At 54.8% G+C, this 24,010-nt stretch carries 17 protein-coding genes and 1 tRNA gene; 5 read left to right on the forward strand and 13 right to left on the reverse strand.

All coding sequences use genetic code 11. From position 1 onward, the window contains the following. Positions 1-42 precede the first annotated feature (42 nt). The 3 genes from HRF49_11330 to HRF49_11340 all read left to right on the forward strand — a co-directional run bounded on the left by HRF49_11330 (position 43) and on the right by HRF49_11340 (position 3,568). Positions 43-1,404: a tryptophanase gene (locus HRF49_11330; GenBank protein ID MEP0815239.1), complete on the forward strand. Its 1,362-nt coding sequence runs from the start codon at positions 43-45 to the stop codon at positions 1,402-1,404. A gap of 58 nt (positions 1,405-1,462) precedes the next feature. Further along, positions 1,463-2,161, forward strand: a complete 699-nt coding sequence (locus HRF49_11335) for a hypothetical protein (GenBank protein MEP0815240.1) — start codon at positions 1,463-1,465, stop codon at positions 2,159-2,161. Positions 2,162-2,230: 69 nt separating this feature from the next. Further along, a complete protein-coding gene (locus HRF49_11340) occupies positions 2,231-3,568 on the forward strand; it encodes a hypothetical protein (protein MEP0815241.1) in 1,338 nt (445 codons plus the stop codon). Here the strand turns inward: HRF49_11340 and folP are convergent. From folP to HRF49_11355, 3 genes are all read right to left on the reverse strand, one after another. Next, a complete protein-coding gene (folP, locus tag HRF49_11345) occupies positions 3,555-4,331 on the reverse strand; it encodes a dihydropteroate synthase (GenBank protein ID MEP0815242.1) in 777 nt (258 codons plus the stop codon). The genes HRF49_11340 and folP overlap by 14 nt on opposite strands. A 148-nt stretch (positions 4,332-4,479) precedes the next feature. Further along, positions 4,480-6,120, reverse strand: a complete 1,641-nt coding sequence (locus tag HRF49_11350; protein MEP0815243.1) for a hypothetical protein — start codon at positions 6,118-6,120, stop codon at positions 4,480-4,482. Positions 6,121-6,353: 233 nt separating this feature from the next. Continuing rightward, complete coding sequence (locus HRF49_11355; GenBank protein MEP0815244.1) at positions 6,354-8,216, reverse strand: ATP-dependent metallopeptidase FtsH/Yme1/Tma family protein; 1,863 nt, start codon at positions 8,214-8,216, stop codon at positions 6,354-6,356. A 216-nt stretch (positions 8,217-8,432) separates the two neighbouring features. Between HRF49_11355 and HRF49_11360 the strand changes: the two genes are divergently transcribed. Continuing rightward, positions 8,433-8,520: transfer RNA gene (locus HRF49_11360), tRNA-Ser, on the forward strand. A 22-nt stretch (positions 8,521-8,542) separates the two neighbouring features. Here HRF49_11360 and HRF49_11365 read toward each other — a convergent pair. The 10 genes from HRF49_11365 to HRF49_11410 all read right to left on the reverse strand — a co-directional run bounded on the left by HRF49_11365 (position 8,543) and on the right by HRF49_11410 (position 23,525). Continuing rightward, positions 8,543-9,283 (reverse strand): PspA/IM30 family protein, encoded by a 741-nt coding sequence (locus HRF49_11365; GenBank protein ID MEP0815245.1) that lies wholly within the window; start codon positions 9,281-9,283, stop codon positions 8,543-8,545. Between the two features lie 50 nt (positions 9,284-9,333). Further along, a complete protein-coding gene (locus HRF49_11370) occupies positions 9,334-10,854 on the reverse strand; it encodes a PAS domain S-box protein (protein ID MEP0815246.1) in 1,521 nt (506 codons plus the stop codon). A gap of 98 nt (positions 10,855-10,952) precedes the next feature. Continuing rightward, complete coding sequence (locus tag HRF49_11375; GenBank protein ID MEP0815247.1) at positions 10,953-12,119, reverse strand: hypothetical protein; 1,167 nt, start codon at positions 12,117-12,119, stop codon at positions 10,953-10,955. After that, positions 12,085-13,035, reverse strand: coding sequence for a hypothetical protein (locus HRF49_11380; GenBank protein ID MEP0815248.1), 951 nt, complete (start codon positions 13,033-13,035; stop codon positions 12,085-12,087). The genes HRF49_11375 and HRF49_11380 overlap by 35 nt, the downstream gene beginning before the upstream one ends. 61 nt (positions 13,036-13,096) lie before the next feature. Then, a complete protein-coding gene (locus HRF49_11385; protein MEP0815249.1) occupies positions 13,097-13,678 on the reverse strand; it encodes a hypothetical protein in 582 nt (193 codons plus the stop codon). Positions 13,679-13,778: 100 nt separating this feature from the next. After that, positions 13,779-15,602, reverse strand: a complete 1,824-nt coding sequence (locus HRF49_11390) for a VWA domain-containing protein (protein ID MEP0815250.1) — start codon at positions 15,600-15,602, stop codon at positions 13,779-13,781. Positions 15,603-15,897: 295 nt separating this feature from the next. After that, on the reverse strand, positions 15,898-18,321 hold the full coding sequence (locus tag HRF49_11395) for a hypothetical protein (protein MEP0815251.1): 2,424 nt from the start codon (positions 18,319-18,321) through the stop codon (positions 15,898-15,900). Positions 18,322-18,448: 127 nt separating this feature from the next. Then, positions 18,449-18,913: a transposase gene (locus HRF49_11400; GenBank protein ID MEP0815252.1), complete on the reverse strand. Its 465-nt coding sequence runs from the start codon at positions 18,911-18,913 to the stop codon at positions 18,449-18,451. A 192-nt stretch (positions 18,914-19,105) separates the two neighbouring features. Continuing rightward, entirely contained in the window at positions 19,106-22,324 is a 3,219-nt protein-coding gene (locus HRF49_11405) for a PD40 domain-containing protein (protein MEP0815253.1), read from the reverse strand. Between the two features lie 109 nt (positions 22,325-22,433). Further along, a complete protein-coding gene (locus HRF49_11410) occupies positions 22,434-23,525 on the reverse strand; it encodes a hypothetical protein (GenBank protein ID MEP0815254.1) in 1,092 nt (363 codons plus the stop codon). A gap of 106 nt (positions 23,526-23,631) precedes the next feature. On the opposite strand from HRF49_11410, the gene HRF49_11415 reads away from it, so the two are divergent. Beyond that, on the forward strand, positions 23,632-24,009 hold the full coding sequence (locus HRF49_11415) for a DUF2007 domain-containing protein (protein ID MEP0815255.1): 378 nt from the start codon (positions 23,632-23,634) through the stop codon (positions 24,007-24,009). The last annotated feature ends 1 nt before the right edge of the window (position 24,010 follow it).

Below are 24,010 nucleotides of genomic sequence, written 5' to 3' on the forward strand. Positions count from 1 at the left end.
GGACGTCCCTTGTTATAATCAGCCCGACCAAAGGAGAGTTTGATGCCAATCGAACCTTACCGCATTAAAGCAACCGAGCCCGTGCGTCTTTTGACCAGAAGCAGGCGGCTTGCAGCCATCAACAGGGCTGATTTCAACCCTTTCAACCTCCGCTCGGAGGATATTTACGTGGATTTGCTCACGGACAGCGGAACCGGCTCGATGACCGACAGACAGTGGGCCGCACTTCTGCGCGGCGATGAATCCTATGCCGGCAGCAGGAGCTTTTACGCGTTCAAGGAAACGGTAAGCGATCTATTCGGATTCGATTACGTTCTTCCCGCACATCAAGGAAGGAGTGCGGAACTTGTCGTGATGACACATTTCATCAAGAAAGGAATGGTCAGCCCCGGCAACATTCATTTCGATACGACAACCGCGCATATCGAATTCCAGGGCGGAATCGCAAAATCGTTTGTAGTAAGCAACGCCATGGATATTGACGACCTGTCACCTTTCAAGGGCAACATTGACACAGGTCGTTTGGGCGCTTTCCTGTCGAAGAACTCGGCGAACACCGGATTGGTGGTTTTAACTTTGACCTGTAATTCCGGTGGAGGCCAGCCGGTTTCCCTTGCCAACATCCGCGAGGTCTCAAAAACCGTACGAAAATTCGGAGTCCCGCTGTTTTTCGACGCCGCACGAATTACGGAGAACGCTTATTTCATAAAAACCAGGGAATATGGATACGCAGGCAAATCTATACGCTCGATACTTCGGGAGTGCTGCAAATACGCCGACGGAATGTGGATGAGCGCCAAAAAAGACGGCCTTGGCAACATCGGCGGTTTCATTGCGGTCAGGGATCCTGCCCTATACGACGAGCTTAAGCAGTACACGATTTTGTTCGATGGATTCGTGACTTACGGAGGGCTGGCGGGCCGAGATCTCGAAGCCTTGGCAGTCGGCCTTCGCGAAGCGACTGACATAGATTACCTTCGATGGCGCACCGGACAGGTCGCCGCGCTCGGAGCAATGCTTGAGGACGGCGGCGTACGCTGCATGAAACCGTTCGGCGGACACGCAATTTATATTGATGCAAGCAGCTTTCTTCCCCATATACCCCCTTCGAAATATCCCGGACAGGCGCTTGCGGTGTACGGATACATCGAAGGCGGCGTCCGAAGCTGCGAGATCGGGCCGATATTGCGGGGGCGGGATCCCAAAACAGGCAAAGACAGGCCGGGATTGGACTTGGTTCGGCTGGCGATTCCGCGCAGGGTTTACACGATGAATCATCTTGAACATGTGGCGGAAACGTTTATAAAACTTCGGCAGAAATCGAGCTTGCTGCGCGGTATGAAATTCACGTACGAAGCTCCCCGACTGCGGCATTTTTCAAGCAAATTCGGTTGGGCTGACTAGCCGCAATCCCGCCACGGCCGCAGCGTGCCCGGCCCGGATGCTTTGTTATACTTCAGGAGTGACCATAAAACGTGCTAGCTCGGCCTTCAAATATTTCAGCTCGATCGTCTTGATTGGAGTATGCATCGCCTGGCGCGCGGCCGCGGCCGCAAACCCAAATTTCTGGCCGATGCCCGTAGGTACCGTTTGGGAGTATTACGACGCCAAAGGCAGAGTCGTTCGAATAAGCTCGATCGAGAAGGTCTCAAGAACGATACAAACGGAAAACGGCAACAGAATTGCGCCGGTCTATATTTTGATAACGGATATTGACGGCGAAAAGGTAAAGGAAGAGCACTTCGCCGTATCGGACGGAAGGATATACAAAACTTATACGATGCAGCTGCTGGAAGGTTATGTCACCAGATATATCCCTCCGGCCATGGTGATCTTTGATGGATGCGAAGTGGGAGACAGCTGGAGCTATTCAGGCATTGCCGAGGTTTCAAGAAGAGGCAAAAGCGAAATAACCAGATACGGCCTGGTTTTGACAAGCAAAGTGGTTGCGGGCGGAGCGCGCGTTCTCAACGGAGAGGAGCGGACGTCGCTTACCATTGTCAGTGATATGACCTATTTGAATGAAGAAGGCGAACCCATGCTGGAAGGCAAAATCACCACGCAATTCGTAACGGAAGTGGGGCCATGGCGCATTGTTCAGGAACCGCAACTGCCTTCAATAAACCTTGTATTGCAGACATTCAGCTTTCCTGAAAAATAGCGCGTTTGCGGGCCATTGGAGTGTACTTGGTTTCGGGTTCTCGATTCGCGCCCTTTCTGCAAACTAAACATGGATGCTGATGTTAGAATTCACGCCGTGCTTTGGCTTTACCGCTTTCTTTCCTCGACAATCGGCCCGGCGGTTGCGCGCCTTGCAATTTCACGGGATTCCAAACTAGATGCCGCAACGTTTCCGGAGAGAATGGCCAAGCGGGGTCTGCCGGAGAGTTTGCCGCCCGGAAGGCGGATATGGCTGAACGCCGCAAGCGTCGGAGAAACCGTAGCCTTGTCCACATTCGTTAAGGAATGGCGCAAGCTCAATCCGGACGACGTTCTGTTCGTGACCAATACAACGGCCACCGGACACGAACGCGCTTTGAAGCTGCTCTCCCGCGAGGCATATTGGATTGGCTATCTTCCGCTCGACATACCGGCGGTTGTTTCGCGCGCTGTGGCCGCGCTCAAGCCGGCGGCATTTATCACGGTCGAGGCCGAAGCCTGGCCGAATCTGCTGGACGAGCTGGGCAAATCAGGAGCCAAACGCGTGCTCATCAACGGCAGGATGACGCTTGCCAACAAACAAGGACTCAAGCGCTATATTACTGCACGGATTTGGAGGAAATTCGATTTTGTTGTTGCCAGAAGCGAGACCGACAGGAGTTCGTTCGAGCAGCTTGGGGTGGCAGCGGAAAAACTCGCGGTTTGCGGCGAAATCAAGCTGGATGTGGAAATGCCAAGGCTGCTTGAATCGCAGCTTTCGGTATTGCGCTCGGATTTCGGACTTGCGGAAAGGCATTGTTGGATAGCGGCATCCACTCATCCGCGTGAAGAAGAACTTGCGTTGCGCGCACTTATGTCGGCTCGGGAGGTGGAGCCGCAAACAAGGCTTGTGCTTGTCCCGCGGCATCCGGAACGTTTCGGCGAAGTTGCGGAACTTGTCAAATCAAATGGCTTGGAATGCTGGAAGTACTCAAATGGACCGGGCGGCTACGGGGCGCCTGTCTTGCTACTCGACGCGATGGGCAAGCTTACGGATTTCTACCAGGCATGCGGGCTTGCCGTTGTCTTCGGCAGCTTTTACGGGCCGGGAGTGCACAGCGTAATAGAGCCTGCGTCCTATTCGAGACCGATAGTCGTCGGGCCGCGGACTTTTAACACCGACCTTCCCGAACGAATGGCTCGTGAGGCCGCGTTGATAAGGCTGGAAAAGGCAGAATTTCTGCAGGAAGCAGTCCGCTCATGGGCCACCGGCAATCGAAGCAAATACTCCCCCGTAGATTTCGTTCAACTTGGCGGAAACGCGGGGGCTTTCGTCGAAACGAACAAAGGAGCTGCGCAAAGAACCGCGCACAAAGTTCACGAATTTCTGACCAGCGCTGCAATCCAGACCCAAATCAGCCCCAGATAGCCCGCGCTACTTTCAGCGCATCAACCGTGGCCTTCACGTCGTGCACTCTAATTACGTGCGCGCCGAGCTTCGAGGCGGCAACCGCGACAGCAATCGAACCCGCGAGCCTGTCGTCGGGCGCGGCGCCGGTTAACGCTCCAATCATTGATTTACGGCTTGCGCCGATTACGACCGGCCGCCCGAGCGCCGCAAACTTCGGTATTGCCTTTATAAGTTCGATGTTGTGCCCCAAAAGCTTACCGAAACCAATGCCGGGATCGAGAGCGATTCGTTCCGCGGCGACACCGCATGAGACAAGCACATCCAGCCTATCTTGAAGATATTCGGCAACCTCTTTCACCACATCCTTGTAGTCCGGATTAGACTGCATCGTTCGCGGCACGCCGAGCATGTGCATAGCGATGTATCCGCAGGCTGTGCTCGCCAGCAATGGAATCATTTGCGGATCCGAACAGGCGGACACGTCGTTGACGATGCTTGCGCCGGCGGCGATCGATTCGGCAGCTACATCTGCCTTGGAAGTATCCACGCTTATCACAGCATTTGGTTTCAATTTCGATAACGCTTCTATCACCGGAACCACGCGTGCGATCTCGATTTCCGCCGCAACGCCTTCACTTCCCGGCCGGGTGGATTCGCCCCCTATGTCAAGGATGTCCGCGCCTTCACTTAGCATCGAAAGTGCTAGGGAAACTGCTCTGTCGGTTGAATTGTGCCGGCCGCCGTCGTAAAACGAATCCGGGGTGACGTTGATTACGCCCATAACCAGCGTCTTGTCCGGCTCGAAAACGTGCTGACCGCATTTCCACTTGGGCACGGGCCTATTATGCCCCAAACCGCAAACCGGCAGCAAGGCAAAAAAAAATCGCCGGAACCAAAGGCTCCGGCGATTGGATTACGAAACCTAAAGATTAGCTAATTTCCAAAGCGTATCCGGCAATCCGAACCGGATAATCCGCGAGATTGAACATCTCGCCGAACTTGGAATTGGCCTGGCGGTAGAAGAGCTGGGCCGAGACGAACACGCTTCCAGGAACCTCCTCGACGGGGATTCTGAAGTGGAATTCACGAGTTTCGTTTGCCTTAAGCCGTGTGTCGGAAATCACATAATCCGCCGACCAGAATGGGACTTCCTCGCCGTCCTTATATGGATTGGGCACTGAAGAACCGACGACTCTCTGAAATACCGGGTAATCGCCTTGCGTCTTCCAGTAACCATCGGGAAGCGCGGAAAGGTAGCCCGGTTCGGCGTTGATCTGCCGTGCATCCCAGAAAACCGTACCGGATTCGTCTTCCGCGCGGACCACAAGTACCAGCCTCCGGAATGGCTTGCCCGTCGGCAGGCTGTGGCCGGTTCCGTTGTTTATTACGCGCACAACTGCGTCAACGTAATCATCGTAGCGCTCGCCCTCGACTTCCACATCGGCTGCCGTCTGCATGAACGCCAGGTCGCCAACTCCGAGCATGCTGTGGTTGTGGGCATCCGAGCGCTCGGGACCGTGCTTGGAAACTACCGAGCGGAATTCCGGCATGTGGCAGTTCTGACAAGTAATGCCGTCCCTGGCCCACTGGCTGTACTTCCACTCATTGTAAGTGTCCATCACCTTTACGCCGAAATCGTTGACGGCTTGGTGGCAGGATGCGCAGAACTCGCTTTGCTTGTAGACGGGGCTGAACTGAATCGTGTGACTTGCGGTCGGCGTTTCCTCAATGCTTCCCCATTTTTTCATGCCGAACCTGTGTTCGAAGTTCAGGCTGTAATTGAGGTTGTGCATCCGGTGAAGGTCGTCCCCGCGTTCGTTGACGTGAGACAAACGGGTCACCGTATGGCAGAAGTCGCAGGAAATTCCGTCTTTGGTGTAATCGCTTATCCTTTGCATGAACCGCACCTGCTTGCGCATTGCGATGTCAAGCGAGGGCTCTTCCTGCAACTCGTCGTACCTTGTGCTGCCTTTGTCAAACCGCAGGCTGTCGTCAACGCGGCCGCTGACGATATCTTCCCATTCAGGGATGTAGCCTTCCCTCATCGCTAAGAGGATATTCCGCAGCTCAAGATCATCGGTGTATTTGATTGTCGCGTTGATGGAGGGAGCGTGGCAAGAAAGGCAGTCCGTTTTGGAAATCGCGAGCGCCCGCTCGGGCTGCTCGTGCATTCCTTTCTTGGATGACCCGTCAATCTTCCCCATTTTCGCCCAATCTTTCCTGGTGGAAGTTTCGTGCAACCACCACTCCCGGTAATACTGCCAGGCGTCCTGGAAAAATTGATTGTTGTAGGACTGGGAGTGCCCGGAATTCCACCACTGTTCGTAGTACAGATTGTGGCAGAGCATGCAATCCTGGGAGTAATCCAAAAGCGGCGCCGTGGGCAGGTCGCCTTTCTGGACGAAGTACTTCTCCAAGTTTTCTCGCCCCTTGTACCAGGGCTTGTCCTTGTCTCCGATCGGTTTCGGATCCTTCCTCTTTGCGGCGAGGCCAACCGAAACGATCAGGCCTAGAAGAAAGAGGGCAACGAGCAACCGCCCGAAGAATCTCTTTCCGCTGGAACTATGCATCGCACACCTCATTTTTTAGGTACTGCACACAAGCACTGCACCCGCAGCTAAATTTACCCGAATGCTAACCGATGCTCGGCCGCACCCGGGCGGGCCGAGAACGCAGCGATTGTATATTAAATCGGCCGGTGTGTCAAGCAATCTCCCCATTTATACAATCACGCGGCTCGTACAGCCCGGTTTGGAATTCGAGTGTTAATAACTGGAGGCATTTTGGGGGCTTATCGCAAAATTCAAGCGGATGCCGCTCCGAAGTTCTTCATCAGGTTTTCGAACTCTTCCCGCCCCAGATGCTCCTTTTCAAGCAGAATCTTGGCGAGCTTGTCCAGATAGCCCATAGAGCTGACCAGAATGCTTCGAGCCCTGTCGTAACATTCACTTATTATGTGTTTCACTTCCAGGTCGATGTCATAGGCGATCTGCTCGGAATAGTTACGATCCTCCGACAAGTCGCGCCCCAAAAACACGCTTTCGTGCTTCTTGCCGAAGGTCAGCGGGCCGAGCTTTTCGCTCATCCCGTACTGGGTAACCATCGCGCGGGCAATCTCCGTTGAGCGCTCAAGGTCGTTTGTCGCACCCGTCGAGATCTCGTGGAACTTCAGCTCCTCCGCAACGCGGCCGCCGAGCAGTCCCGAAATCCTCTCCAGCATTTGCTGCTTTGTGGCAAGGAATCTGTCTTCCTCGGGCAGCTGGAGTGTGTATCCAAGGGCCATGCCGCGGGAAAGTATGCTTATTTTGTGAACGGGATCAGCGGAAGGCAGGTGGTATGCAACAACGGCATGCCCCAGCTCGTGGTAGGCGATGATTTCCTTTTCGCGCTCGCTTATTACACGGCTCTTGCGCTCCGGACCGGCGATAGTTTTGTCTATCGCTTCCTCGAATTCCGCCATTGACACGACTTTTTTGTTCTGCCGGGCGGCCAGCAACGCTGCTTCGTTGCAAACGTTGTACAGATCCGCACCGCTGAATCCGGGCGTCCGCCGTGATAATACGTCGATATCGACATCCGGAGTTACGGCCTTGTTGCGGAGGTGAATCTTAAGTATGCCCTTTCTCCCGCCCAAGTCCGGACGATCAACGACCACCCGGCGGTCGAACCTGCCCGGCCTCAACAAAGCCGGATCCAAGATGTCGGGACGGTTGGTTGCAGCCAGAAGGATAATTCCGCTATTGGGCTCGAAGCCGTCCAATTCGACAAGCAGCTGGTTGAGCGTCTGTTCCCGTTCATCGTGACCGCCGCCGAGCCCTGCCCCGCGCTGCCTTCCCACGGCATCGAGTTCGTCCACAAAAATCAAACAAGGTGTTTGTTTTTTGGCCTGTTCAAAAAGGTCGCGCACCCTGCTTGCTCCCACGCCCACGAACATTTCAACGAAATCGGAGCCGCTGATGTATAAGAAAGGCACTCCCGCTTCGCCCGCGATGGCTTTTGCAAGAAGAGTCTTGCCACAACCCGGCGGGCCAATCAGCAGTATTCCCTTGGGAATCTCCGCACCGATCTCCTGGTATTTGCGCGGATTCTTAAGGAAGTCAACTATTTCTTGGAGCTCTTCGATTGCCTCGTCCACGCCGGCAACGTCGGCGAAAGTCACCCTCTTGCCCTTTTCATCCGCAATCCTGGCTTTGCTTTTGCCAAAAGTAAAGGCCTGGTTGCCCCCGGAAGACTGGATTTGGCGCGACAGCAACATGTATACAAACAGTATCGGCAGGGCGAACAGAAGAAGCATAAACAGCGTGGTCGGCGAAAAAAGCGAAGACCAGGCGCTGACATGCTCGACTTCAACCTTCACCCCGTTGTCAACCAACAGCGCCACCAGCGTCTCGTAGTTGGGAGGCAGGTTCGTTTTGAATTGATTTCTGTCCTTGAACTTGGGATTGCTTGGCTGAAGCGACTCGCCCGGTACAAGCTCTCCAAAAATCTGCGATGCGTCAGGTTTAATTACAACGCTCGCAACTTTGTTTTCCTTGATTAATCCAACCAAATCGCTGTAGCTGATGTCCGTCACAGCCGCGCTGAACAAATAGCCGGAGATCATCCACAGCACCAGGATGAGCAATGCTACAAAAAGTATGTTTCCAAGGCGCGAACCTCGCGTCATTCACCTTCACCTCAAAAAGCTTGTACCGCCCGTCCAAGGCTTTTGTAAAAGCCAGATTTGGCGGAATGAATATATTACCATTTACTAGGACAAAGCTGCACTGGTTGCATTTGATTGGACTTCGCGACAAATTATAAATTCGCAAAACGGGTAGCTTTCCACGGCCCTCCGGCGTTTAAGGTCATGCGGCTTTGTGGTATATTGTCCGCCCCCTTTGGAGAGGTGGCCGAGCGGTTGAAGGCGTCGGTCTCGAAAACCGATTGGCGGGTTTCCTGTCACGTGGGTTCGAATCCCACCCTCTCCGCGGAACTTCCGCCCATAGCGGTTCACTCCGCCTGCTTTTCCTGCTCTTTCGGTTGCGCCATTCCCAGAGTTTTATCCGCGGCCTTTTGTTCCTGAGACAATCCCCATTCCACGCGAAACTGGTCTAGTATCTCCTTCGCCTCGATTTCTTCGGCGCGTCTGTCGATTTTGTACTGCTCCGCGTCTATTCCGGTCATGGCGACCTCCAGCCTCGCCTCCGCCTCGGCCGTTCTGCGCTTTAGTTTGTCCATCATTTCCTTGTAAGTGTAATCCGCATCGCCCACCTGGAAACTTTCGAAGGCGCTCGCCACCTCCTTTTTGAATTCCGCCAGCCGCTTTTCATCCACTGCCCTCTCGAAATCGCGGGCCTTTTTTTCAATCTCCTTCTTGTATTCGTTCCTAAGGTCGATAGCCTGATTGAACGCCATTTGCGCCTGCTCTATCTGCGCCTTTGTGCGCTCCATGGATTCGAGAGTGGACTTCAGCCTCACGGCGTAATTCGCCGCCACTATCTCGTCGCCGGCTTCAAGGGCCGCCTTGATTGTCGCTTTCATTTTGGCGCTATCAGCTTCGTATGTTTTGAGCTCGTCTTCGAGAAGGACTATGCCGCCTTTCATCTTCGCAAGGCTTTCATTCATTCGCGGGATCTTGGCGCGCATGTCATCGATCGTCTGTCTGAGCATCATTTCCGGATCTTCGACCGCGCTCATCGCGCCCCCAAAGAGCGCCCGGAAAAACCTGCCTAGTCTTTTCCAAAATCCCATTTTTCAGCTCCCTGCAGCCCCGCCCCAAAAACAGCGGAAAAGCCGCTTGATCATTTCACCGACTTAAGAACGAAAACCGCACCGTCGATTACCCCTTCGTGCATCAAAGGCGCGTACTTCAGTATAAGCGGCAAAGAATCAGAGCCGTTGCCGAGTGTGATCGTGGACGTTCCGTCTTTTCCGCCAAGCGCCTTTTCCAGTATTTCTTTCATTGGCGCGCTTGCGGAACCGCCGAAAACATCCGTCAGGCTCTGCTCGATTATTTCAAGCTCGAGCATGTCGAGCAAATCCGGAACGCGCTGGTTGATTACGCGAATCTTTCCCTGATTATCCGTTGCAAGGATTGCGTCAGGAATTTGATCTATTACCGCTTGGAGACGATCCCTGAGCTGAATCGTCTGATTTTCCAATTCACGCTCCCGCGTCATATCGTGCGCGGTGGCCACCACGTAAATCAGCCCTTCTTCCTTGGTTTTAAGACCGGACAGCACAAGATCAACCCAGAATATCCTGGCCGGTACCGGGCAAAACCGGAAAGTCAACTTGACGGTATCGGTTGTCCGCAAATCTTGCAAAGCACTCTTTACAATACCTTGATCATCGGGGTGAACAAGGGTTTGCAAAGGCTCCGATGGTATTTCGCCCGGCCGCAAGCCGAATGTTGTGCAAAATGCGCCGTTGACAAAAATGAACTGACCTTTCGCATCGGAGATCCAGGACGGCGCGCCGATTTTCTCAAGCGTTTCCCGGTACGGAGCGGTTGGATCGGGAAGGGCGCTTTCGGAAATTATTTCCCCCTCTCCGCGCGAATTCCCTATGAAAAATTGAATCGCACCTTGCGACGATCTGACGGGCCGTATCACGAACTTCTGAGATTCATTCCAGCCTTCCCGCTTTCGGAACTCAATTTCCACCTCCGCGTTTTCCTCGCCTTCCACCAACCTTTTAATCGAAGCATCCAGCAAATCGCGCGATTTATCATTGATCAGTTGCTCTATTGTTTTTCCCACAAGCTCTTCCTGCGAAAAGCCTACATAAAGGTTGAAAGCAGGATTGGAGAAGACAAAATTCCTGGCGATGTCAACCACCCACACCGGCGTGGCCATGCCCATAATCACCAGCTCGAAGGGAATGTCCGGCGCGCCAGGGAGTGCCTGCTGTTTCGCCCCCGACGCAAAATCAACTCCGGAATACCCCGCGGATTCCGCGCTTACTTTGCGCGACGTACCCACGTAATACTGAATTTGCCTGGCCGAATCGCGAACCGCGGTAACTACGCTGGAAACCCAAACATCCACGCCTTCCCGGTGGATTAGGCGATACCTAAGTTCGATCATTTCGCCGGCTTTTTTGAGCTGCTCGAAGCCCTCCGCGACCGAACCCTTGTCATCCGGATGGATATAATCGAAAAGCGCGTGGGAATAGACTTCGTCGGCCTGGATGCCGATGAATTTGGCGAACGTCGGGTTGACGAATACCCAGTGGCCGGTCGGCCCGATTACCCAGATGGCTTCTCCAATCTGGGATATTATCTCCGAAAAGGATGGTATCGCAGCGAATTTAGGCGACATCGGGTTCTCCACCGGCCGACGGAGGCATGCCACCGCCCGTCCAGGAAAGTGGATTATAGCAGTATCGGCAGGCAATCAAACTCCGTCATACCACGCCGCTAAGATTCCGCCGTTAAAACCAGTCTGGTTCCGGCCAGACCATCAAGTTCAAAGTACTTGCTGCCGTCTATGTGATCCAGGAATTCAACGGTCAAGGAGCCTTTGGAAGGATTCGCCGGAGCATAGAACACAGCCACCGCAGCCGCGTCGTGAAACGGAATCAAGTCTTCGACTTTGTCGAACCGGTCCATCGTTATAAAGAATTCGCCCACAAGAGTAGGATTTGGAGCGAAAAGACGGGCCTTGTATGTTTGGACGAAAACCCCCTTGTCCGCGTCCCCATCCGGCGCCCCCAACCTCATCCAGTAGTACGCTCCTCCTGCAGGTTTAGGAACCGAGACAATCCATTCACCCGATGTTTTGTAAGTAACCGTCCAGGATGTTTGCTTTCCCGGCGTATCGACATCCATCAGAACTGCGCGAAATTCCGGAAACCCGCCCATTGAGGAATCCGAAACCAACACCAACAGCTGCCTTGAATCCAGCCAAACGAAATCTTCGACCGACTCGCCGAAATAGGTTTCCCAATACTCTCTTATGCCGACAAGTATTGCGGTTTTCTTTGTTTTAAGCGAGTACACGGCAAGCCCGACAGTATCCGAATCCTGGCTCTTTATACCGATTGCCAGCGCATCGCCCGATGGATTGAACAAAATCCTGTCCGGCTTTTCTCCCTTGGGAAGCGATTGCAGCGTTATCCTTTCCTTGTAGGAGCCGTCAAGCGACTCTATCCAAACGCCGTCGAGCGGGGGATTCGCAACCGGATCCCTGGAAATGAACCCGACTTTCAGTGTTGAGCCTGCAAATCTGGGACATTCATACGAAAGCTCCGTCCTTGGCCGCGTGCCGCCATCTTCAGTAAGCCTGACCAGCGTCTTCGTGACCCTGTCGTATAAAACGACATTGCCTTTGTAGATGCCAACAATCCTGCCGCCATCAACGGAAATATCAAAATCCTCCAGCGTAGACTTTTTGTCGCCAAGCGACAGCACGGTTTGGCTCTCCATCACGGGGTAGCTGAACCTTGCGATACCGCCGGGAACTTGGTAATAGACATAATACTGTGCGGCTGCTGCGGGCAAAACCGCCATAATCAGAAATACCGCAGCCGCCAAAAAACCCGCAGTCCGCCTAACGCCCGAAGTAAACGTCGAATCGTCTGACACGTTTCAACTCCTTTAAATCCCTTATTCTGCGTTCGTATGATTTCCTGTCGAGTTCCGAAATCCTCCATCGTTCAGGCTCTTCCAACACCACGTAAGTTTCATCCTCGAACATCGGCTCCCGGTTTTCCCCGTATCTTTCGTCAAAAATCAACCCTTGGGCGGGCTCGGAGAACTTGATCTCGTCGTCGAAATCGAGCACCGCAATGATCCTGAAGTAGTGCCGCTCGCGGTAGAAGTCGGCGAATTTTTCCGGAAGGCTGCCCACCGCTTCCACTTGGTAAAAGCCCGGTTCCGAAGACATCGCAATCTCACCCCAGAAAGGATCGGACAACCGCGCGTCGTCCAAGCGGAAGCTTTGCGAATCCATCACCGCGTACAACTTCAATTCAAGCGGCATCCCGCCCTCGTTCTCTTCAATCCTGAAAAAGAAGTTGAACAGGAAGTCCTCGCCCGGAACGAATTCGATGTAATACTGCTCGTCCCTCGGCCTGACTTCTATATAATCCACCATCGCTTTCGGCGCAGGCAAGCCTACGAATGAAAACACGCGCTGCGAGAGCGCGGTCGCCGCGCTTTTTGCGGATGCTTCAACGTTCAGTTTGACTTCGTGCTCCCCATAAAAGTTCTCGAGCAACAGAAAGCGCTCGATTCTGATTTCGGATTCGCCGGGCTCGACGGTTTTTTCCGCCTTTGCTTTGCCCATACGTAACCCGTCTTGATCGAAAGCGGAAACGAATACAGTCACCTTTTTCTCCGCGGCGGATTCAAGCAATATTCGAACAACAATATCGAGCGACTCCACGTCGGGATACTTGAAGTGCGCCGTTCCTTCCGATTCGAATTCTCCCCTCGGCACCGCGGACACGGAAAGTATGGACAGCCGCGTTTCCGCGGCGTACGCATACTGCGGCCTCATCAAGAAAAGGACCTCGAGAATCAAAAGCAGCGACAATATGAGACGATATTGCATGACTCGCCTACTTTGAGACGTGGCTTGCAACCTGCTTGCTCATTTTTTCGCTGACCGCCTGCAAATTCGTCCAGTTGGCATCCGTCCTGTAGTCTATGTACGCGTTCAGCATGTCGATGTATGTCCTACCCGTGGCGCATATCATCCTGTTTTCGGCGAATTCTCCCTGGATGGGCCAGCCTGGATCGGTTATATCCGCAAGCGAATCGGCTATTTCCATGCCGCGCTTTGACAAATGAACATAGCCGTTCAACTGGTTGCGTGCGGCGTTGGCCGAAATAGACTTTTCGCGCACGCCGAACTTCACGGAGTCAAGACCTGTTTTGAGGGTTATCGCAACCAGATCGCCGTATTGCCTGTTGAATTCCTGATAGGCCTCGATTTGGTCGAAAAGCTCCGCTTTTTCGGCTTCAAGTTTCAAGATTTTTGCTTCAAGCTCCGCGATTTTGCCGCTTTCACCGCCCTGCTCGATTCCGCTTGGCTCTCCTTCCGAAAATTCCCCCTGGGAAAGCGCGACCGAAACCCAAACCAAGCAGCATATCGTCATTCCGACTGATGCGGCCGCCAACTTTATCGTTGCAGACTTCATTTCAGCACCTTCAAAGAAAGCAATATTGTACCCTTTCGGCACAAGCCCCGTCGCTTGCCTTGGAAATCCGGTTGTCGCACGCGATGGATTTTGGATGTTCCTAGATGCCGCGCCGGTGAAATACGTACCATTCCCCCAAAAGAAGCACAAGCGCGCAGAATATCAGGAAGCCCCAGATTTCCCGGTTCGCGCGCGCCTTTTTGCCTCCTACAACCGTTGTTTCCCCAGCCCTGAACGCCTCGCGGAATTCAAGCTTGCTTTCCTCATCGTCCGCCAGGTTGACCGCTATCAACTCGGTCGCGCTTCCGACGGTCAGCCGCCAAATGCCAAGCTTGTTGAGCTCGACACCTCCTATTTCCCCTCCCTTGGGAACCAGCGAATATTCCCTTCCCGATGGATCCCTGAGCACGGCAATGCTTGCATCCTCGGGAACCTTGAATTTCCACGGCTTTCCGACCGACGCGTTGTACGGATCCGCGCCCTGCGCCGTTTTCGAAAGCCAGACGATGCTGTTGTGCAGGAAAATCGGAAACGACGGGCGAAACGGGAAATCGCTTTCGGAAGGATCGAAAAGCGTGGCGATGAACCGGGTGAAATCCGCTTCTCCCGCCACGACAAGCGGCCCGCCGCTTCCCTCCACGATCACGGAAGAGCCGGAACCCGTCCTTGCCGCGCGGGAGCTTGAGAACACAAGGTTCGCTGGATTGACAAATCGAAGGACCGGATGGTTCACGTCCCAATCCACGACTCGCGGACGCTCCACCTTTTCGCCCGGGACGATTCCAAAAACGGGCGCGCCGGGATTTAAAACAAGCGACGGGGAAGAAAAACCGTCCGGCGGCTGCACGCCGTTCCAGATAAACACCCCCCCTCCGGCCGCGCCCGATTCCACCCTGGAAACGTCGATATCCGCATCGATCGCGAGCGCGCTTTCGAGTATCACGTCCGGTTTCGAAACCAGCGTCACATCGATTCTCGTTTTGGGCGGCTGCACAATCGTGCATTCGTCGTCAGGCGGGAAATCATCGCCGCCGACGAGCGAGAGCTCAAGCGGCTCGTCCGCTTCCGGAATCGGCGCGATCGTAAGCTCGGTGCGCCCGCCCGCGGGCAACTGTACCGTCCTCTGGTCGATTACGTAGTCCCCAGATGTCAGCCTCAAAGTGCGCTCGACGGATTGCGGAAAGGTGGAAGATATCGCCGCAAACAGCTCGAAACCGTCTCCGCCGATTTCCTTTGACAGCGAAATGGCCGAGATGCCCGCATTGTAAACAGGCCGCCCGACCGGAAAATACTCCAGCGACACCTGCGGTGGAAGCTCGTACCCTCCGCCGTCGTCGAATCCGCCGTCCGAAACGACCGCGATCCTGACTCCCGACGAAAGCATCGGCCCCAGGATTTTGAGCGCGGCGGCCAGATCGGCGCGCCCACCCAACCTGTCTTTGAGTCCACCGACAGCCTTGTTCAAATCCGCCTTGTCGGGCGTGAATCCGGTGAGGGCTTCGGGCCGGTGGTTCATCGCGACGATCATCGCCTGGTCGCCGCGGGCGATTCCGCCTGCCAGCTCTCGCGCACGCTCCATCGCCCGGTCCAGCCTTGTTTTTCCGCCGTCTCTCGCCAGCATCGAGTAGCTCGTGTCCACGATAATCACGGTTTTGCGGCCGGCGGATACCTTTCCTTTGAAATACGGACGCGACAATCCCAGCACCAGCAATAGAAACAGCAGAAGCTGCAACAGCAGCAGCAGGTTTTTCTTCAGCCACTGGAACGGAACGTTCGCCTGGAATTCCTCCAGCGCCTGCGTCCATAAAAGCGTGGAGCTTACTTCAACCCGCCTGCGCTTGAGCCTTAGCAGGTACAAAGACAAAATCGCCGCGGAAAGCGTCAGCAGCCAAAGCGAAGCGGGATTTAGGAAAAGCCTGTCCACCGGAAAATTATACCTTTGGCTGCTATTCCGCTCCGATTGCCTCCAATTTGCGCTGGAGAATCCGGCCTTCTGCCCGGCCGCGCAGGATTAGCAAATCCGCGAGCTTCATCCGGCGGGCACGGCGGAATTATAGCCTCCCGCCGTGGCGGGATTTCAATAATATGGCGGGTGCGAGCGGGGGGAGGAAAGGAAAGGAGTTAATTCCGGGCGGCGAGCGTGAGTTGTGCCTCCTTTAGCGCGACTCACACAATGGGGCCGCCTTGCCCTACAAGGCGGCCCTTGCTTAATAACGTATTTAGCTTCCTTGGGCCGGGTCAACCCTGTACAGCAATCTAAGCCGTCGATTGCCATTCCCGGCATCACCTCCTGTTTCAGAAATCAAAACGTAAGAGTTGTTTGGTCCGAATGCGCAATAATCCGAAACTACACCGTTTGAATCCCAATCGGCGCTTTTTGGAGCGTATATGGTCTCGATATGAAACCAGTCCGATTCAAACGTGCATATGCGTACATTCCAGGATTTTGGTTCTGTGGTCTGGGACGGGGAGTTATCGTCCCTGTACATGAGGCTGGGCGTTTCATTGACGTTCATCGGATACAACATGACGCTTTGCACAGGGTAATCCGGATTTGTAAGATCATAGGTATTTGAACCGGTCGAGCCAACACTGAGAAGCTGCAATCCATACCCATCCATTATTCCATCCCAGGTCTGTATTGGCACCCAAGCTGTCTGATCGGGGCCAAATATCAATTTGAAATATCTAATGCTATCGAAGCCTTCAAATTGCCCTGAATCCCACCTTTCTCTCGTCCACTCCCCGGAGCCATTCGAAACGGCGATCCAAACTTGCATTTGGTCTCCATTTTGACTGTGTCCCAAATCAAGCGGTGCCCCAATGCCTCCATCGGGAAAAACGCTTAGGTCACCCAAACGAGCGTCCTGTTCCTTGGTGTCCCAGTTTGCGTCCAGAACCGTCCAATTGCCGTTGTCGTATGTAAGGAAATAGTACTTGTAATTGGCAGTTTCGCCATCCCCGGAATACTGATCAGCGGCAAGGATTGTGAAGTGCCCTGGGCCATATTCAATATGCCAGTTATATTTCGAACCTCTAGGTGTTGTAGGAGGTTCTGAATAACCTTCAAATACAAGTTTCAATTCCCATTGTCCCAAACCGTCCTTTCGGGCAGATAGAAGCCTGCTCACGCCCAGGCTTTTCGCCTCAATAAGTACTAGCGGTTTGCAGTTTTCATCCCAGAATACAGCCACCTTTTGAGCTCTGCCGTAGTCCTTGCCTTCGGCATACGACCATTGAGGATCGTTTTCCCCAATCACTTTTTCAAATTCCCATACTCCAAATCCATGCCGCCAAACGAGCCACGCCCCACGTTCAAGTGGCGGATAATTGTTGTTCCAAACAGGCCCGGCTCCAACCGTTTCGCCTGAAGATGGATCAAGGGAAAGTGACATAGGACCAAAAGGCGCGCCAGATCCTGTCCACGAATAAAACGCATCCCCCAACCATCCCGCCACGCCTAGCCTATTTCTTATACTGCTTTCCTCCGCCTTGTCGTCAACTACCGTCACCTTTGGATAGAAGTAGTTTTCATTACCCGTTCGGCACTTCCCGGTGACAATGCCGGGAGATGCGCCAATTGCTATATCCTCCACCAGCCCGGCACTTGATTCCGCTGGCGGTTCTGGATCAAGCGTGGAATAATCCTGTAGTCCGTCGCCGTCAAAATCGAACCTATGCTCGGCAATCGTTCCATCCGGATCGTTGCTAAGCGACGCGTCGAATGTCACATCGAATGGCGCTGCGCCGTAGTCAGGTGTTATTTTTAATCGGGCTATAGGCGACTGGTTGATTTCGCCTGTCGCCGGGTTTACCGACACTGCGGGTGAGGCAGGCCCATCCTGGTTGGTTGCTTCATCGTAAGAAGCAACATAGAAACTCACAATCCCGTCTGTGACCGAGCCGTCCTCGAACGCGTATCTGACCGGCAATGCGTTGCCGGGTACTGAGGAACGCGGAATTGTCACCGGCGAAGCCAGATCGTCAGGATTCGGGACGAGGGAGTACGAAACCTCTCCCGGCCCTTTGCGGTAAATCCGCCAGCCGTCGAGGCGCTCCATCCAGTGCAGCGCGATAGGCGTCACGTCCTGCATCCCCACTTCTCCATCCGCATTGCCGTCTATACGCGCTTTGCGCCAGTTCGCGGCTTCCGCGCCGTCAGGATCGCCAATCGGCCAGTAATCGTATCCCGCGGCTTCAATCGGTAGACGGTAAGTAACGGATGCAAGCCAATTGAGTGCAATAGGTGTAATGTCGGATATCCCTACTTCGCCGTTTTGGTCGTAATCGCCAAGCATCCGCTCCGTCCACGAAAGCGACACGCCTTCGGGCGGCAGCGGCCCCGCCGGGCCGTCGGGATCAATAATGGAGGCGGAAAGGTCGAACACCGCGTTGTCGTTTCCGGTGGGAGCGGATGCGGGCTTGCGCTCCGGGTCTATTCCCAGGCGGGCGAATTCGCTTTGGAGTGACGAGCGAAGCTCGTCTATCCTACCGGCTGCGGATGCCGATTCCGTTTCCGGCGATTTTCCCGCCGACGGAGAGCCTAGGCGGGATTTGCCGTGGCATGAAACGCACAACCCCATGAGCGCAACGAACAACAGCGCTCCGGCCGCAATGCTCCCAAATGCTTTTCCCGTTGCCATGCTTATCCTCTTTTAATGCCGTCACACCATTATAACGCCGCTGTCCGGCTAATGCAAAGAAAAACCACTCAAATATATATACCGCCGATCTCCAGATCGGCGTATCCCCGGATACAATCATGTTCCCCTACTTCATCCCGGCCGTCCAAACGTACGGATACTCCTCCCATCTTCTCGCCAGCTTCGCCTCAACCGGATTCATCAGAATGTATTGCCACGCCCTCGCAAGCGCTTTTTCGCTTACGATCACCCGGCTGAAGTAGTTGTCCAGCCACAGGCTGCCGGTCTGCCCCGCGGCGGCGTTGATTTTGCGCGCCGAATACTTCTTGATCGACGCGACGATTTTGCCGATGTCGTGGCGCCGGTTCGAATCGGGCAGAAAGCAAGGCTGCAGAAGCATGTGGAAATGGTCGGGCATTACAACCGCCGCATAAAGGGCGAACCGCTCCCCGCGGAAAAACTTTATCGAGTCGAGGGCGATCGCGCGCTCTAGCCCGGTGAGCTTCCGATCCTTGCCTGCGGATGACGTGATGAAGTATGCGCCTCCGTCGTTCTTGATTCTGGAAAGCCTTGGGAATTCGGTTTCGGGCACGGATTGATTATATGACCTATTTGGCTTAAGTCAGCACGCCGATCAGGAGATCGGCGGTATATATTTTGATTATATTTAACTCAGCACGCCGATCAGGAGATCGGCGGTATATATTTTGATTAGGTTTAAGTCAGCACGCCGATCTGGAAATCGGCGGTATAAGACCAAATGAAATCGCGGCTTGCCGCTTGCTCAGCGAATCTCCTTCAGCAGTTCTCTGACCGCGGCTTCAAGCTGCGGGTCCTGCCCGGCGCGGACGTCGTCGGGATTGTTCTCGACAAGGATATCCGGCTGCACCCCGCCGAATCCGCCGGTCCCGCTGACTTCCATGTTCTTCTTGTCGGAATAGAACCAGCCCTCCAGCGGAAGCCGGAATCCCGTGCCGTCCACAAGCATCCACTCGATCGTTCCGATGACGCTGCCGTTGGTTGGCACGCCTACCAGCTTGCCAAGCCCCAGCGACTTGAACGCCATCGGGAATATTTCCGCGTCTGAATACGAGGACCCGTTGATCAGCACGCACATCGGTTTCTTCCAGCTCATCGCCGGCTGGGAATAAAACTGCCCGCCCCTGACCTTCGCGAATCCGTAGGTCTTCCACATCAGGTAGGACAGCACCTGGTCGTGCGTGTATCCGCCGCCGTTGAACCTGACGTCGATCACGACCGCATCCTTGTCGTTGTTCAATCCGAACAGATCGGCCTTGAATTTGTCCAGGCTGGGCATGTCCATCCCCTGGATGTGCAAGTAACCGACCTTGCCGTCGGACAGTTTTTCCGCCATCTGCGCGCGTTGGTGCACCCATTCGAGATAAGAAAGCTGATACCAGCCGAACGATTCCATCGGAATCAGGTGCACGGTTCTCTCTTCGCCGTCCGCGCTTCTGACGAGCAAGTCCACCTGGTCGCCGGGCGTGTCTTCGAAATATTCGTAAGGATCGCGGGACGAATCCACTTTGTTGCCGTTTACAGAAAGGACGATTTCGCCTTCAATTATTTTGCTCTCGTCGCGGTCCGCCGGACCGTCCCGGAGCACGTGCGAGACGCGCAATCCATCGCCCGAATAGTTCGGATCGAAATCGAGTCCCACCATGCCCGAATACTCCGGAATCCCCTCGAAACTGGACGAGCCGTATATCCCCAGGTGGCTTCCCTTGATCTCGCCCAGCAGATCGAACACGATGTAGTTGAATTCCTCCGGCGTCGCTGCCTGCTCGACCAGCGGCAGGTACTTTTTGTAAATTGCATCCCAGTTCTTCAGTGCGCCGTGCAAGTTCGGATCGTAAAACTGCTCTCGCAATAGCCGCCAGCATTCCGTGTACATCTGGCGCAGCTCCGCACGCCGGTCTACCTTCTTCTCAGCAACGAATGGCACGCCGCCCATGCCGGTTACCTGCGGCCCCATCACCCCAACCCATCCGATGGATCCGCCCGGATCGAGGAAGTAAATCTTGTCGCCGTTCGCGGTAAACTGCATGTCGCCCATCGGCACTCCGACGCCCATGGGCATAACATCGCCTTCCTCGATGTTTGCCGCGACCAGATCAACGCCGGTTCCGCTCGCGACAAGAAAGTAGACCCACTTCGAATCCAAACTCACACGCGCAGATACGGCGGATGAATATCCCTGCGCAAGGGGCCTTACACGTTCCCAGATGCGGTCGAAATCTATTTTAATCTCCGGCACGGTGGGAGATTCGGATTGCGCCTGCTCCCCGCCGCCATCCGCACCGGCCTGCGCGCTTTCTTCTCCGTTCGGAGCAGGCTGCTGACTGCCGGCCGGTTCCTCGGGATCCAGGATGAATCCTTCGGTGAATTTCTTTTCCTTCTTTTTCAGTTCCAGCAGGTAAATCTCGGATTCCCCGGAGCGCTCGCTTGTGAAAACGATTCCGCTTCCGTCGGGAACCCAAGTGAATTCGTTTATCCAATCCGGATGTCTGGTAACGTTAACCGGCTTTTCCGAGCCGTCGGTTTTCACCAGAAACAGGTCGTCCTGGAAACCGTCCAGAAATTTCAAATATGCAACCCATTTATCATCGGGGCTGAATTCGTACCATCCGCTGTACGGCCCCCAGCTAATTTCGCCTTCGTCGAGGACGCGGCTCTTGTGGGATTCTATTTCGAGCCAAACAATCTCGCCGACGCCACGCGTATAAACAACCGATTTGCCGTCTCGGCTGAACTTCGGCCACGAATCGTCCTTCGGACTGTCGGTCAGCCGCGTTTCCGACATGGTGCGCAAATCTGCGATGTACAAGTCCTGCTGGCCGCCGTTCCGGTCGCTCGCGTAAACCAGCTTGTCGCTGTTCGGATGCCACCAGATCTGCCACTCACGCGCCGGATCCGACGTTACTCGCCTCGATTTTTCGATAATCCTGTCGGGCTTAGTGCCGGGCGCGAACGCGTCTTCGGTGTAAACGACATAGATGTCGCCGCGCGCGACAAATGCGACGTACTTGCCGTTCGGCGACACCTTGAATTCGTCGGTAGTGCGGTAAACGTCCTTGAAAAGCAAATTCTCCTTTTCGTCGGAGCTTATCGTTATCCTAATTTCAGACGCCGGGCCGCCGGCAGGATCCTGGCGGTAAAGTCTTCCTGCATTCTCGTATACAAGAATGCGCCCGTCCGCGCTGACCGACGGCGAGGTTGCCCCGTCCTCTCCCACATCCGTCACCTTAACGGCGTCTCCTCCTCCCAGCGGCATCCTGTATATGTCGAAAACACCGCCCCTGTCGCTGGCGAAATACACGAATCCGCCGCCAACCGCAGGATAATAGTCGTTTCCGTCGTAATTGGTCAGCCTTTTCGATTTAAGCGACTCTCTGTCGAGCAACCAAAGCTCGTAATTGCCGCTTCCCTTGTAGCCTTTCCTGTACCACTCCGCTGTCCCCCGCGCGTAAACCACATCGCCTTCTTCCGTATAGCAAGAATAGCTTGTGTCCATATCGTCCAAGGTCAACGGCGCGGCGAGTCCCCCGTGGTCGGGCACCTCCAACAACTGGAATCCACGCCAGTTGCGGAAGCTGTAAAAAAGCACCTTTCCGCCTTTGCTCCATCCGCTGACGTAATCGTTGGCGTCGTGGTAGGTCAATCGCACCGGAGCGCCGCCGGCGGCGGGCATCGTGTACACGTCGTAATTGCCGCGGCGGTTGCTGCAAAACGCGATTTTGGTGCCGTCCGGCGACCAGACTCCGTTCCGCTCGTACGCCGTGTTGTCGGTCAGCCGCTTCGCCTCCCCCCCCGTTGTCGGGACTGTCCACAGGTCGCCGTTGTAGCTGAATAAAACCTTTGTTCCGTCGGGCGACACCTGGGGAAGTCGCGCCCCAAGAACTTCAACTGCACCCGCGTTAAACGGAACAGCCGCAATAAACGCGATAACAAATGAAGCGACAATTGATCGGAAAAAAGTCATTTCAACACTTCCAGTAAAATTCAATGACCATCAAAGCATTTACATGCGGAACAAGAAAATCAAGTCAATTCTGATGGCCCGGCTAAAGCAAGGTAAAGCGGAATCGAGCCTAGCCTTTTGATTCTGCGCCGGAATCTTTCGACTTAGAACCGCCGAACAGGTTGCCGACAAAGGACAAGCCCAGCTGGTACTCGGTCGCGGACAAGTCGCTGTCGCTGTCGCTGTGCAAGCCGTAGCCCGCGGTTACCTCCAGCCAGGGCGTCACCATGTAGCATAGACCAACGTTTACATGCGTCACGCGCGTAGCTGAAAAACTCGTTTGTCGGAAGTTGTAGATGTCTAGAGAGCCGTCGAGGTACATCCTAAGCTTATCTCTTTCGGGCAGGATGTCGTAATCGAGTCCGGCCCCGAGCGTGTTCATCGTACCGGATAACAGATCGCCGGTGAAACGGCCGGTGGAAAAATATGTGTGAGTCGCGAGCTGCGGATTCAAATATGCGGAATAAGACAGATAGCCCGTAAGCATCCGCAGGTCGTCGTCGTTGTCCTCACGCGACAGCGTTGAATCTTGGTGGCTCACTCCGACGGTGAACGCGTTCGGAAGCTTGTCCGCGGGGATCGGGCCCGGCTCCGGCCGCGGCGAACCCGACAGGTTTATTCTTACGTCGGTCTCCCAAAGATCCGCGGTGATGGTGTCGTCCCAGAACGGCACAACTATCGCCCTTCCGTTGTTTGTGTCGTTCTGCCACAGGCGAAGGCTGACCTGTACCTTGTCGGTCAGTCCGTAGTCAAGTTTGAATCCGGACGACTCGATGCTTCCCTGGCTGGCGATGCTGTCCTCCTCGAACGAGCGGCGCAAATAGGAGAACGAAAGCCATTTTTCAGGCAGTAGAAAAGCCTCCGGAATGCCGCGCCTGGACGGATGCGTGAACGCAAGCGGCGGTGGCGGAATCTTTGCGACCTCGGCTTCCTCCAACACGGCCGCGACCGGCTCTTCTGCCGCGGTTTCCTCCGCCGGGATTTCCTGGGCGGGCTGCGCATTTTCCGCTGGCGGTTCTTCGGGCTGCGCCTGCTCTTGCTCCGGAGGCGCGGATTCCCCTTCTTCGCCTTCCTGCGCGAATGCAGGATTTCCACCCATCAAAGCGCGAATCTGCCCCGCCTCGGTGACAAACTCGATACCGAGAGCCGAAAATAAAAGCACAGATAAAACGCAAAGGGCGAGCCGGACGCACGGTTCCATCCGCCTTCGAGACATCATTGGCCGCTCCGGGAAATGAAGGTGGGCGATTATATCAAAAGAGGGTAAAATGGCTTTGTTGACCGAATACATCCTGTCATCGGAAGATTTTTCCAAGCCGCGCGGCCGGGATTACGGCATCGAAAATCCGAGGCTTGTCCTGTTCGGCCCGGCTCCCGACCGCGCCGTCCGGCTGACAGTGCTCGAATCACCCGAAAGCCTGGTTGAAGCGGAAATAAGGGCTGGCTGGCTGGGCGCGAACGAAATTACTTGTTTCGTCACCAACAACACTTCCTGGATAGTCGGCGCTATGCCCGTTTCGGAACTAATGCGACCCAGAATTTTGGTTCCGGAAGACAGGCTTGAAGAAGCACGTGAGCTGTTGGAAGTGCTCGAGGCGGGGGGCAATCTTTCCCTCGCAGAGGCGGAATACTTGAACGAGGAGTAAT

Source organism: bacterium, assembly GCA_039961635.1.
GTDB lineage: Bacteria > 4484-113 > 4484-113 > JAGGVC01 > JAGGVC01 > JABRWB01.

Excerpts from the sequence above, each read along its gene's own strand:
- HRF49_11405 (MEP0815253.1), bottom strand. The coding sequence starts at position 22,324 with ATGACTTTTTTCCGATCAATTGTCGCTTCATTTGTTATCGCGTTTATT.
- HRF49_11340 (MEP0815241.1), top strand. The coding sequence starts at position 2,231 with ATGGATGCTGATGTTAGAATTCACGCCGTGCTTTGGCTTTACCGCTTT.
- HRF49_11380 (MEP0815248.1), bottom strand. The coding sequence starts at position 13,035 with ATGAGGCCGCAGTATGCGTACGCCGCGGAAACGCGGCTGTCCATACTT.
- HRF49_11385 (MEP0815249.1), bottom strand. The coding sequence starts at position 13,678 with ATGAAGTCTGCAACGATAAAGTTGGCGGCCGCATCAGTCGGAATGACG.
- folP (MEP0815242.1), bottom strand. The coding sequence starts at position 4,331 with ATGGGCGTAATCAACGTCACCCCGGATTCGTTTTACGACGGCGGCCGG.
- HRF49_11415 (MEP0815255.1), top strand. The coding sequence starts at position 23,632 with ATGGCTTTGTTGACCGAATACATCCTGTCATCGGAAGATTTTTCCAAG.
- HRF49_11330 (MEP0815239.1), top strand. The coding sequence starts at position 43 with ATGCCAATCGAACCTTACCGCATTAAAGCAACCGAGCCCGTGCGTCTT.
- HRF49_11365 (MEP0815245.1), bottom strand. The coding sequence starts at position 9,283 with ATGGGATTTTGGAAAAGACTAGGCAGGTTTTTCCGGGCGCTCTTTGGG.
- HRF49_11395 (MEP0815251.1), bottom strand. The coding sequence starts at position 18,321 with ATGGCAACGGGAAAAGCATTTGGGAGCATTGCGGCCGGAGCGCTGTTG.
- HRF49_11355 (MEP0815244.1), bottom strand. The coding sequence starts at position 8,216 with ATGACGCGAGGTTCGCGCCTTGGAAACATACTTTTTGTAGCATTGCTC.
- HRF49_11350 (MEP0815243.1), bottom strand. The coding sequence starts at position 6,120 with ATGCATAGTTCCAGCGGAAAGAGATTCTTCGGGCGGTTGCTCGTTGCC.
- HRF49_11370 (MEP0815246.1), bottom strand. The coding sequence starts at position 10,854 with ATGTCGCCTAAATTCGCTGCGATACCATCCTTTTCGGAGATAATATCC.